Genomic DNA, 12,698 nt, shown 5'->3' with positions numbered 1-12,698 from the left:
CCATCGCATAGCAAATCCAGCGTGTAAGGTTTTCACTCAGTGAACGGGATTCCGTGAACCTTTAGTAGGCACTCGGCTTGAACAGAGTGAGGATGGCTGTCCGTGCCAGAATCCAAACATCCAACCTTAAGCTCCAATTGTTGACGTACCACAAATCGTGCTCCACGCGCTTCTCCATCAGCTCGATGGCGCGGGTTTCTCCACGGTAACCATTAACTTGCGCCCAGCCGGTGATACCGGGCTTCACATGATGGCGGAAGGCGTAATTGCCGATGATCTGCTCATATTTGGTGTTGTGAGCGGTAGCGTGGGGACGGGGACCGACCAGCGACATGTCGCCATTCAGTACGTTGAACAGCTGTGGCAACTCATCGATCGACGTCTTTCGCAGCCACCTCCCGATGCGGGTTACGCGCGGATCGTCCTTCTCCGCCTGGCGAACGGTCGGGCCGTCCTCCAGGACGCGCATGGTGCGGAATTTGATGATCTTGAAGGCGCGTCCGTTGAAGCCATTGCGAGTCTGGCGAAAGAACACCGGGCCTCTCGATGTCAGTTTGATGAGGAGGGCGGTCATCAGCATCACGGGGGTGAAGACGATCAGGGCAAGGCCGGCACCCAGGAGGTCTAGCGTGCGCTTAACCGTTCGTTCCTTCCAGGATAGCGGTGCGCGGCGCAGTTCGGCCGTCCAGGTGTTGCCGGTACTTTGCAGCGGATGGCGTAAGAAGCGCGCAGCATGTGCGTCTGGCACCAGATGCACGGGAACGGGCAGGATTTTTAGTGCGTCTAGAATGCTGTCGATCGCGTGCTGACGGTTCCAGCTCATCAGCAGGAAGACGTGCTCGATCCGGTTCTCCCGCGCAAAACCGACCAGTTCGTCGAGCCGGGGCGCGATCGCCGAAAGCAGAAGGGGCGATGCAAGCTCGTTGGAGCGAATCTCCATGATGCGCCTCAGACGATAGCCATGCTGGGCGAGGTCCTGGATTGCGTTGGACGAGGCCGGTAGGCCGAATTCAGCAATCATCACGGCGGGACTGTTGGCGAAAGCGCCGCTGCGCAAGCCACGTGCGATCGCCCGCGCGGCGACGGTTTTCCAAGCCAAGAGCATGGCAAGGCCCAGCAAATAGAACGAGATCGTGGTCGCGCGGGAAAATTCCTCGCTCACCTTCATAGTGAAGGCGATGGCGAGCAGAGCGCCGAACAAGCCCGTCCAAGTTGACACCGTCAGGCGGAAGCTACGCAACAAATTGGTGATTGTCTTGATGCGGTAGCCGTGCTGGACGGTGGTAAGGAGGACGAAATTGAGCGCGACCAAGAGGCTCCCGGCGGCATATTGATTGATCTTGGCAACTTCAGCGTGCACGTGAAGGTGGTAAACTACTGCGCAGCCGATCCCGGCGATTATCACCAGGGCTGCGTCGGTCAGCATCACCAACCGTTCGACAACCGAAGGACGAAGCCAGCTATACCCTGAACCAAAGGGCGAAGGAGGGGCTTGTTCTGGATTGCGAGTGTCCGCCGACGAATCACGAGAGGACGTCCGTTCAGTCCATAAAATCGTCATCGTATCCACAACTCAATCAAAAATAACTTAGCTATCCGAACGTGCCGAGCTATCAGGCGAAACTGTAATTAAAACAAGAAGAAGGGAAAAGTAACCTTACCCTCCTAGGGAGAATTGTAGCTTACAATGTATCTTTGAGGATATGTCAATTTTCTAGTTCGTTAGGATGCTCGAGGTGCTTCGAAGCCAATCCGGACGCCGGCGCAGAGGGCTACTTCGCCGGTTTGTATCGATCGGCCTTGCCGCAGTAGCTCTGCTCGGCTTGGCGGCCCTTGCGCTTCGTTCGGATCGGGCGCCGCCGCAGCAGCCATCAAGCTATGCGGCCATGGCAAATCTCTATATTGACGGACGATATGACGCGCGATTCGCCGGCGAGTTGGCAGCTGCGAAGCAGGGCTTTTTCGCGACCCCGATCACGCTTCGCCCCAACCCGGACGACCCCAGCTTTGTCGAGACCGTCGCACGGGACCATGCTATTGGCGTGACGAGCGGCCAGAAATTCCTGTTGGCGGCCTGGCGCGGCATCCCTGTGACAGCTTTCGCCGCAAGTTTCCTCGATACTTCGCTTGCGATATTCACCTTGGAAAGCTCCGGCCTGCGCCGACCCCAGGATTTGGTTGGCAGGCAAGTTGGCTACCGCAAGGGCAGTGAGGGCGAGGTGGTCTTCGACGCCATGATTGCCCAACTCGGACTGCCCCGCAGCCAGATCACGAAGGTGCCCGATCGCTACAGCTTCGAATTTCTCTACACTCGCGAGGTCGATGCCATCATCGCTCCGATCGACCAACAGCCCGATCCATCCGCCGTCGGTTATGTACGACTCAACGTTATCAAGCCGCAGGACTACGGCATTCACGTTCCAGGGCTGGTCTATTTCTCCAGCAATGAGCTCATACGTCACCAGCCGTCCATCGTTGCCGACGTGCTCCAGGGCATCATCCGGGGCTGGCAGTTCGTGTATGCCGACTATGCACGTAGCGAGGCTGTTCTTTCCAGCTTTGACCCTTCAAGATTGAAATCCGGGCGTCTGATATTCGAGCTTCAGCAGCAGCGCAGCTTGGTCTTGCCTACCGGCAGCCGTATCGCAGATTACGACGAGAGCCGCTGGCGGACGCTTCGAGATATCCTCTTGTTCGCCAAACTCGGCGAGGAGGGTGTGCCGCTGGCTCAAACGGTCAACTACCAGTTCCTTCGGGATCTGTACCGCCGTTCACCGGATCTGGCTGCCCCGGGAGCCTGGAGCGCGGAAAAATAGGACCGAGAAGCCACACTTATGCCATATCGACACAAAGGCCCTTTAGCCGCCGCGGCATCGGTTGCTTTTCTGCCGGCGTCCTTGGTAAACTTGGACTTATCGTTAGATTAGCGCGAGGGGCGGTTTCCGGACTGTGCCGTCGGCACGCCAGGGTCTGACGATGCAAGTCGGGCTTCAAGCAGGGGCCAGGAGCTTTTTGGAATGTTCAAGACGTTGATGCGAGCAGGTTTTCTGGCTGCGATCGTTTCCCTCGGCGCCGCGAGGGGAGCAAATGCGGCAATGCAAATGCCAGCACCGGCGGCCCTGCTCACGGGCGAGAGCCAGGTCACTCCCGTTACGTTCTGGGCTCAGCCGTACCCATATCGGTATGTGCCGTGGCGTCGTTGCCCCCTCGTGCGGGTCGAGACACCTTATGGCTGGTATATGGACCGCGTTTGCGCGTCTGTCGGTCCTGTCCTGCGTCGGGCGTACTGAGGTTGAGCTATTCGAGCGGCCCCGCCGTTCTTCGAAGGATCTCTTCAAAGGCAGCCGCATACCTAGCATGCGGCTGCCTTTCTTATTTTGTTTCACTGAGTGCTGCTTTCTTGTGCATCCAGCACGAGTTCACCATGAATATCTTTGTCGGATCTGGATAGGCTGTCCCATGGTGAAGATTGTGTTACCAGACTGACGGGGCTGCATCGGCAGCGTGATTGCGTAAGGCGGCGGTGACCGGATCTCCTCGGAGTGGTGATTCGGCAAGCCGGACGTCGATAGAGGATACGATGACAGGGGTCTCAGCCTACGATCTCGCGGGCAAGCGCGTCTTTGTCGCGGGTCACCGCGGCATGGTCGGATCAGCTGTCGTCCGAAGGCTTGCATCAGAGAATTGCACCCTGCTGGTTGCCGATCGACGTGAGTTGGACCTCACGAAAGAGGAGCCCACGCTGAGATGGCTCGAAGCCAATCGTCCCGACGTCTTGGTTCACGCCGCTGCCAAGGTCGGCGGTATCGCGGCCAACAACAATTTCCCGGTCGATTTTCTTTGCGACAATCTTGCACTGGAATTGAACGTCATCCGCGCAAGCCATACGGTTGGCGTGCAGCGCCTGCTGTTTCTGGGCTCATCCTGTATTTATCCCAAGCACGCCAAGCAGCCGATCGCCGAAAGTGAATTGTTGACGGGGCCCCTCGAGCCGACCAACGAGTGGTATGCGATCGCCAAAATTGCCGGCCTAAAGATGTGCCAGGCTTATCGTCGGCAATATGGCGATGACTTCATCTCGGTGATGCCGACCAATCTCTACGGCCGCGGAGACAACTACCACCCGGATCATAGCCATGTCCCTGCAGCATTGATCCGGCGCTTCCATGAAGCCAAGATGGCCAATGCGCCCAGCGTCTCCGTGTGGGGTACCGGCACGCCGCTCCGAGAATTTCTCAACGTGGACGACTTTGCAGACGCCTGCGTCTTCCTTTTGAAGAACTATTCAAGCGACCTGCCAATTAACGTCGGTAGCGGCGACGAGCTATCGATCGCCGAATTCGCGATGGCTGTAGCCGAGGTCGTCGGTTACGAGGGCAGGTTGATTTTCGATACTTCCAAGCCTGATGGTGCCCCCCGCAAGCTCCTGGATAGCTCACGGATCCACGCCCTCGGGTGGCGCGCCACCACTTCGCTTCGGGCGGGAATTGCTTTGGCCTTTGAAGATTTCCTTCAGGGTCATGGCCGTCACCTGGAAGTCAGCCGGGCGAGTTGAGCAGCCCAATACTTCGATTGCTAAGTTTTTTGAACCGTTTTTCATTGGATTGTATCAATGCGTATTCTGCTAGTCGGTATCAATTACGCGCCCGACCTAATTGGGGTGGCGAAGTATAATACGGAGTTGTGCGAAGCCCTCGTCGACGAAGGTCACGAAGTTAGGGTGATCACCGCGCCACCCTATTATCCCACCTGGCACATCCCGACGAACTTTAGTGCGTCATATTTCAGGGCAACGGACATCAACGGTGTCCGCGTCACGCGCACGCCGATTTACGTCCCTGCGCAGCCATCGGGCGGGAAGCGTTTGATTCATCATGCATCCTTCGCATTGAGCAGTGTGCTGCCCGTTGCGAAAGAGGCATTTAGCTGGCGCCCTGACATCATGCTCTCGGTGGCGCCCTCATTGATGTCAGCTGCATTCGTCTCCTTCATGGCTCGCCGGATTCGCGCCAAGTCTTGGCTGCATGTGCAGGATTTCGAGGTCGACGCGGCCTTCGATCTGGGATTGCTTCAGAATGAGAATCTGCGTAGGGGGATGCTCAAGGCGGAAGCCACCATCATCCGCTCGTTTGACAGGGTTTCATCGATCTCTCTGCAGATGGTTGCTCGTCTGCATGGCAAGGGTTTGGAGATGGGACGCACAAGCGAGGTCAGGAATTGGATCGATACGAGTGCTATCTTTCCCGCATCCAGGCAGACAAGCTATCGTCGACAACTGGGCATTCCCGACACGGCGACTGTTGGGCTCTACTCAGGCACGATGTCGAACAAGCAGGGTCTAGATCTTGCAATCAGTGCGGCTGCAGCTTTGGAAGATAGTCGTGCCAATATTCATCTCATTCTCGCTGGTGAGGGACCTCACAAGGCTAAGTTGGTCGAAATGGCGGAGGGTCATTCAAGTGTTCACTTTTTGGATTTGCAGCCCAATGAGAGCTTCAATGAGTTGATGGCGACCGCTGACTTTCATCTCATTCCTCAGAAGGCTGAGGCGGCCGACCTAGTCCTGCCTTCAAAGCTCGGCGCAATCCTGGCATCCGGAAGGCCGGTCATTGCAATGGCAAGTCGAGGAACTGGGCTCGCTGCGGAAGTTGATGGCGCTGGGCTGGTCATTCCTCCGGGCGACTCACGAGCGCTTGCCGCCGCAATTGTGAAGCTGAGCGACGAACGCGCGCTTTGCGAAGAGTTGGGCGCTGAGGGGCGAAGACGTTCCATCGAGCGTTGGGATCGTCGCACAATCGTCCGGCGCTGGATCGAGGAGATGGCAACCATGAAGGCTCCATTTGCTCGAGCGCCAAAGCCCACTCTTGGAGCTATGGATGTCCCAATTCCGGTGAAGGATGGCGTTCCTCTGCCTTGATGAAAACGGGTCGGCATACCAAGTCTTGAATCAAAAAGGGCGGGAGCGATTTTAAGCTCCCCGCCCTTCCGTTTTACATTTGCCACCGCTCACTCATGGCGCGGATAATATCTGAAGCCGTGCTGCTTGATCAGTTCGTCGCGCTTTGCGGATTCGAGATCTTCCTTCACCATTTCTCGAACCAGACTTTCAAACGATGTCTTGGGCTCCCAGCCGAGTTTCTCCTTCGCCTTTGACGGGTCACCAAGAAGCGTGGCGACCTCGGTGGGACGGAAATAGCGAGGATCGATCGAAACAACGCACTTTCCTGTGGCGGCATCGTATCCTTTTTCTTCGGCGCCGCTTCCCTCCCAACCAATTGTCATGCCTACCTCGCTCGCGGCGACGTTGACGAAGTCCCTGACGGAGTGCTGCACGCCGGTAGCGATCACGAAATCCTCTGGCTTTTCCTGTTGCAGCATCAGCCATTGCATCTCGACATAGTCACGCGCGTGTCCCCAATCGCGCAGGGCGTCCAGATTGCCGAGATACAACCGTTCCTGCAGGCCCAAATGAATGCGCGCGAGCGCGCGAGTGATTTTGCGGGTGACAAAGGTTTCGCCGCGGACCGGAGATTCATGGTTAAAAAGGATGCCGTTGCATGCGTACATTCCGTAGGCCTCACGGTAATTGACCGTGATCCAATAGGCATAGAGCTTGGCGACAGCATATGGCGAACGTGGGTAAAAGGGAGTGGTCTCCTTTTGCGGGATCTCCTGGACCATGCCGTAAAGTTCGGACGTTGACGCTTGGTAGAACCGAGCGGTCTTTTCGAGTCCGACGATCCGCATCGCTTCGAGAATTCGGAGCGTACCAAGGGCGTCGGAGTTCGCGGTGTATTCTGGCTCCTCGAACGAAACGGCCACGTGGCTTTGCGCGGCGAGATTGTAGATCTCGTGCGGCTGAATCTGACCAACAATGCGTATGAGGCTCGAAGAGTCCGTTAGGTCCCCGTAATGCAGGACGAATGCTGGATTGGTCTCATGAGGATCTAGGTAGAGGTGATCGATGCGATCAGTATTGAATAGCGAAGTCCGGCGTTTGATGCCGTGGACTTCATACCCCTTCTCCAAAAGCAATTCAGCTAGATAGGCGCCATCTTGACCAGTCACACCGGTAATCAGTGCACGTTTTTTTGCCATAGCAATCTCTTGTTTTGATCCGTCGTTCGTACTCCAAAACGAGGCCAATGGGGAGACGTCTGTCCAAAAAATCAAGCTTAGATTAACGGCTCTTGGGACCTCCAGTTGAGCCGGAGATGTCGTCCTAACGTAACTTGAATTCATGATTATCGCCCCAGTGCGGACCTCGGGCAAGGAGGGGCAAACCAGTGGTCGTGCTCATGCTTGCCGCGACCATGTCGTGCCGAAACGCCGCGTCAGCCCTAACCATAGCTTCAGCATTCAGGCCCACTGGCCCATGCTCAAGTGGATTTGCGGCGGATCATCCCGACGATGAATACACGCATCAACAAATCCCCTGGATCGGCCTACATTCCTCCAGCAATGCTGACCGTGGGCAATAAGTGAACTATCTATGAAGTTCGCATTTTTCAGCGAACATTAAGCCAGCGAAGACCTGGACCAGCTCTCGTTCAATTTGTCTGGATCCCGGTAAGTTGATTTTGAGGCGAAGCTTGGATCGTTGCCGCATTAACGGCGGAACGGTCATGGCAAAATCAACAATTTCGACGACCTCAACGAAGACCCAGAAGGTCGATTATGCGAGCATTGTAATCGGTACTTCCGGGAACGACGTGCTTTCTGGGGGCGCAGGTAACGATTTGCTGACGGGGGGAGCCGGAAGCGACACGTTTGTAATCTCCAAGGGATTTGGCTCCGACACGATTAGGGATTTTACTAGTGGCGCAGGTGGAGACATACTGCGCATCGAGAATTATGGCTTTACGAGTTTCGCGGCCTTCAAGGCTGCAGCGAAGCAAGTCGGATCTGATGTCGTCATTAATCTCTCAGATAGCGAATCTCTAACTCTAAGCAACATAAAGCTGAATTCGCTGACAGCCGAGAATGTCCTCCTCGTCAATGAGGCTGTCAATCATGCGCCAGTGGCGAGCCCTATAGCCTTGGCCGCAGGTATCGAGGACACTGTCTACACGATCAGTGCGGCGACCTTGCTTGGTGGAGTCACGGACGCCGACAGCTCTTCGGTCTCGATCACCTCGGTCAGCGTGGCGGGCGGTGGTGGCAGCATCGTCAACAACGGCAATGGCACCTGGACGTACACGCCGGCAGCGGATTACCACGGACAGGTCAGCTTCAACTACATCGCGTCCGATGGATCGCTGACTGCAACATCGGCTGCCAGCTTGATGCTCGCGGCAGTCAACGACGCGCCGGTGGCCAAGCCGGTAACGCTTGCTGCAGGTACGGAGGATGTCTCCTATACGATCAGTGCGGCGACCTTGCTTGCTGGAGTCACGGACGTCGACAGCTCTTCGCTCTCGATCACCTCGGTCAGCGTGGCGAGCGGTGGTGGCAGCATTGTCAACATCGGCAATGGCACCTGGACGTACACGCCGGCAGCGGGTTACTACGGACAGGTCAGCTTCAACTACACTGCGTCCGATGGATCGCTGACTGCAACATCGACCGCCAGTTTGATGCTCGCGGCAGTCAACGACGCGCCGGTGGCCAAGCCGGTAACGCTTGCTGCAGGTACGGAGGATGTCTCCTATACGATCAGTGCGGCGGCCTTGCTTGCTGGAGTTACGGACGTCGACAGCTCGTCGCTCTCGATCTCCTCGGTCAGTGTGGCGAGCGGTGGTGGCAGTATCGTCAACAACGGCAATGGCACCTGGACGTATACGCCGGCAGCGGATTACTACGGACAGGTGAGCTTCAACTACACGGCGTCCGACGGATCGCTGACCGCACTATCCACTGCTAGCCTGACTATTGCAGCAACAGAACCGCCGGCTCCGGTCGCGGCAGGTCGTATCGTATTCGGAAGCTCCGGCAACGATGTGTTGACCGGAAGCGGAGCCAGCGACTTATTCGTGGTTTCCAAAGGCTACGGCTCGGATGTCGTCAGTGATTTCCAAGCCGGCGCTGGCGGTGATGTGCTGCGAGTCCAGAACTACGGATTCGCAACTTTTGCGAATCTCCTGGCGGCTGCCAAGCAGGTTGGCTCTGATACGGTCATAGTGCTGTCTAGCGCCGAGACTGTAACATTGAAAAACGCGACGCTCACGTCGCTGGCTGCCGCCAATGTCCAGCTCGACAATCCTTTGCCCGCAAGCGCAACCGCGAGCTTTGCGCCAGCCGCTGCTGGGACCGGCACGTTGTACGGGACTTTGGGAAACGACAAGCTGCAGGCCAGCGGCGCGGCGGTGACTCTCGTTGGAGGCGCCGCCGACGACACCTATGTCATCTACGATCGCACGACAAAGGTCGTCGAACAGGCCGGCCAAGGCGTCGATACGATCCTGGTTGGAAACTACGACGGCTATAGCCTCGTCAATGCGCCAAATGTCGAGAATCTGACGCTGACCGGGAGTGCCTGGGCGCCGGCCACCGGCAACGCGCTTAACAACATCATCACCGGTAACGCCGGCAACAACATGATCGATGGAGGGCTCGGCAACGACGTACTCCTGGGAGGCGGCGGCATAGACACATTCGTCATCAAGGCCGGAAATGGAAATGATGTCATCATCGATTTTACCGCTGGAGCGGCTGGGGACATCCTTCAGATTAGCGGCACGAATTTCAAGACGTTTGCCGATGTCAAGGCTGCAATGACGCAAGCAGGCACGGATGTATACCTTGCCCTCGGAAACGGCGAGAGGATTACCCTTGAGCACACCAATCTTCAAAGCTTCGTAGCAGCCAACGTCAACATCGTGACGCCCCAGTCGGGTCTCATCAAGACGTTTGGCGATGATTTCAATTCGCTGTCGGCCGGTCAGGATCCTAGTCTGACTTGGCGGACAAGCTACGCATGGAGCGGTTCAGCCAGCTATCTGCTGAGCGGGAGCGGGGAGCAGGGCGTTTACGTCGATAGCAGCTTCACCGGCCTGCCGGGGACGCAGGCATCGAGTTCGCTCGGCCTCAACCCGTTCTCCATCAAGAATGGCGAATTGGTCATCACTGCTCAGCCGGTTTCCTCGTCCATCAGTCCGTATGTCGGAGGAGCTCAATTCTACACCGGTATGATCTCGAGCGAAAACAGCTTCGTTCAGACTTACGGATACTTCGAGATGACGGCCACGTTACCAAGCACAACGGGGGCTTGGCCTGCCTTCTGGTTGCTGCCGATCAACGGGCAGTACAGCGCTGAACTCGACGTTCTCGAGGCATTCGGGCAGAGCCCGGATCAGGCTCATTGGCAGGTCCATTCGTCGACCGGATCGACGGCCGCCCCGGGTGCTTGGGCAAATACGGCTGATCTCACTTCGGGCATGCATACATTTGCGGTCGAATGGACACCCTATGATCTGACGTTCTTTGTCGATGGCGCTGAGATTGCCAAGGCTCCCACGCCCGCAGATATGAATACGGCGATGTACATGATTGCCAATCTCGCGATGGGTGGCTGGGCTGGAGCCGCAGCCGCTGGATCCAACGCAACCCTGATCATCGATTCGATCGAGGCCTACCAACTACCCGAATACACGCTGGCCAATTACACCCTTCTGTCGAGCGGTGCTCACACCGTCACGATCGCTGGAACAAGCAGTGCCGAAACCCTCACGGGAACGGTCGGCAACGATCTGATCGGAGGTAATGGCGGTGCCGACATCATGATCGGCGGCCTTGGTGACGATACCTACATCGTCACGGATGCTAACGCTCAAATCGTGGAGGTCGCCGGGGGCGGAGTGGATACAGTGCGGGCATCGACCTCGTACACCCTTTCCAACTACGTTGAGAACCTCATCTTGACCGGGGGCGCTGCTATCAATGGCACCGCGAATAGCCAAGCTAACATCATCATCGGCACTTCAGCTAATAACGTCATCACAGGAGGACAGGGCAACGATATCCTTACCGGGGGCGGGGGGAGCGACACCTTTGTCATCAAGCTCGGGGATGGCTCGGATATCATCACCGATTTCCATTCAGGAAGTGTCATTGATCATGACGTAGTCAAGCTGGATGGCTTTAGCTTCACTTCGTTTGGCGAAATCAAGGCAGAAATGGATCAGGTCGGATTCGACGTCTACCTGACGTTGACGCCCTATGAGACACTGGTCTTCCGCGGGACAACGATCTCCGATTTCGTGAGTGATAACTTTCAGCTTCCAGGAGCTCTGCCGACCAGCGGCACCGCTCTCAGTTATTGGAGTGGCACCGCTACTGATCAGTACGTCTATGGCACCGCCATGAACGACAATCTCAAGGCGGGCGGGACGGGTAACACCCTTATCGGCGGCGCCGGTGACGACACCTATGTCGTCGGTGCTGCAAATACGACGATCATCGAGAACCCGGGCGAAGGTGTCGACACGGTTCAGGTGTGGGGCGTTTCGTATACGCTCCCGTCAAATGTCGAGAATCTAACCCTGATGCAGGGGGGCTTGACAGGAACCGGAAACGATCTCGCAAATCGAATGGTAGGGTCAAGTGGCAATGACATTCTTAATGGGGCAGGAGGCGACGATTGGCTGTTTGGAGGTGAAGGAAACGACACCTTTGTCTATGGAAAGGGGAGCGGACACGATACGATCGCTGACTTCCATGTGTATACAACCTCAACAGCTGAGCATGACAAGCTGCTTTTCAAGGGTTATGACGCAAGCGCGTATCTGACCGTCGAGGGAGACGAGTGGTCCGTCCACTTTGCTGGCGGAGTCGATAAGCTTACGATCGTGGGTGTGACACATCTTGGTGCCCTGGATTATTCATTTGTTGCATAGCATTGATCGACCTCTCAATTGGGCTTAACTAGGAAGATGTCTGAAGGTTAGCGGCGGGGCGCACGCTCGACGACTAGGCGCGTTACACGTCAGGGCTTTGTCGTAACATCGTTCTTCGGTTGGGCGGCCCCTGCGTGAGCTCGCTCGAGCAGGCCGAACCGGTAGGCGCCGCCTCACTTGGTCGATTGTTGTTTCGAAATGGATCCAGTTGAATATTCGGATGGCGGATGAGTAAGACAGCCATGACAGATCACCAGCCTCTTGCTGAGCTGCCGATCGTTTTCCGCTTCAATCTCGTCGTGCACGGCCCACCACGTCTCTGAATAGGGACGAAGGGCGAGTAATACTCTCTCTCGTTCCTTGTTGTGTTCGTAGACAAGAGGAGAACTAGTCCCGCGCCTCGCCGTGGAAGACAGATTGGGATTGCGGCCCAATCCATCCCAGGCGATCGCACTGCTTGGCGCTAATGGCGCAGTTGCGCAGCCTGTGAGCAAACAGGCGGCACTAATGGCTGTCATGAGAAGTCGCCGAGACATGCGGGCCCTAATGCAAGCGGCACAAGGCACCCGGTTCCGCAGGGGGAACTTGAGCGAAATTGGTTGATGGATGGTTAAATCAACCGGTGACCAGCACAATTCTGTTTCCGGCTGCCATCTGATGTATCTCCTTGGTCCTGCCGTCTATGGGGTGTCAGCATTGAACGCCCTTCTAGCCAAGCCTTTAACAGGAGAACATCCGGAGGATCGCGGCTGTGCCATGGTCGGTCCGGCTTGATGTCGTTCGAAGCTTTGCTGACTTCGATTCGTTCGTGGCGACACGCCTTTTTAGAAGTCCGCAACGTTCCGCGTCCAGCGCTGCAAATCT

The 12,698-nt window shown here is 56.7% G+C and carries 6 protein-coding genes; 4 read left to right on the top strand and 2 right to left on the bottom strand.

Annotation, left to right across the window (positions count from 1 at the left end):
- Positions 1–61: 61 nt before the first annotated feature.
- Positions 62–1,426 (bottom strand): undecaprenyl-phosphate glucose phosphotransferase, encoded by a 1,365-nt coding sequence (locus CIT37_RS31600; protein WP_095424364.1) that lies wholly within the window; start codon positions 1,424–1,426, stop codon positions 62–64.
- 460 nt (positions 1,427–1,886) lie between these two features.
- Between CIT37_RS31600 and CIT37_RS31595 the strand changes: the two genes are divergently transcribed.
- The 3 genes from CIT37_RS31595 to CIT37_RS31585 all read left to right on the top strand — a co-directional run bounded on the left by CIT37_RS31595 (position 1,887) and on the right by CIT37_RS31585 (position 5,917).
- Positions 1,887–2,816, top strand: a complete 930-nt coding sequence (locus tag CIT37_RS31595) for an ABC transporter substrate-binding protein (protein WP_244611301.1) — start codon at positions 1,887–1,889, stop codon at positions 2,814–2,816.
- Between the two features lie 764 nt (positions 2,817–3,580).
- Positions 3,581–4,555 carry a GDP-L-fucose synthase family protein gene (locus tag CIT37_RS31590; protein WP_095424362.1) on the top strand — a complete coding sequence of 325 codons (975 nt, stop codon included), beginning with the start codon at positions 3,581–3,583 and terminating at the stop codon, positions 4,553–4,555.
- A 57-nt stretch (positions 4,556–4,612) separates the two neighbouring features.
- Positions 4,613–5,917 (top strand): WcaI family glycosyltransferase, encoded by a 1,305-nt coding sequence (locus CIT37_RS31585; protein ID WP_095424361.1) that lies wholly within the window; start codon positions 4,613–4,615, stop codon positions 5,915–5,917.
- Positions 5,918–6,006: 89 nt separating this feature from the next.
- On the opposite strand, the gene gmd is transcribed toward CIT37_RS31585, so the two are convergent.
- A complete protein-coding gene (gmd, locus tag CIT37_RS31580) occupies positions 6,007–7,098 on the bottom strand; it encodes a GDP-mannose 4,6-dehydratase (RefSeq protein ID WP_095424360.1) in 1,092 nt (363 codons plus the stop codon).
- Between the two features lie 527 nt (positions 7,099–7,625).
- On the opposite strand from gmd, the gene CIT37_RS31575 reads away from it, so the two are divergent.
- Positions 7,626–11,834, top strand: coding sequence for a cadherin-like domain-containing protein (locus CIT37_RS31575; RefSeq protein ID WP_095424359.1), 4,209 nt, complete (start codon positions 7,626–7,628; stop codon positions 11,832–11,834).
- Positions 11,835–12,698 lie beyond the last annotated feature (864 nt).

The organism is Bradyrhizobium ottawaense (assembly GCF_002278135.3).
Lineage (GTDB): Bacteria > Pseudomonadota > Alphaproteobacteria > Rhizobiales > Xanthobacteraceae > Bradyrhizobium > Bradyrhizobium ottawaense.
This window is presented reverse-complemented; position numbering and strand designations above follow the sequence as displayed.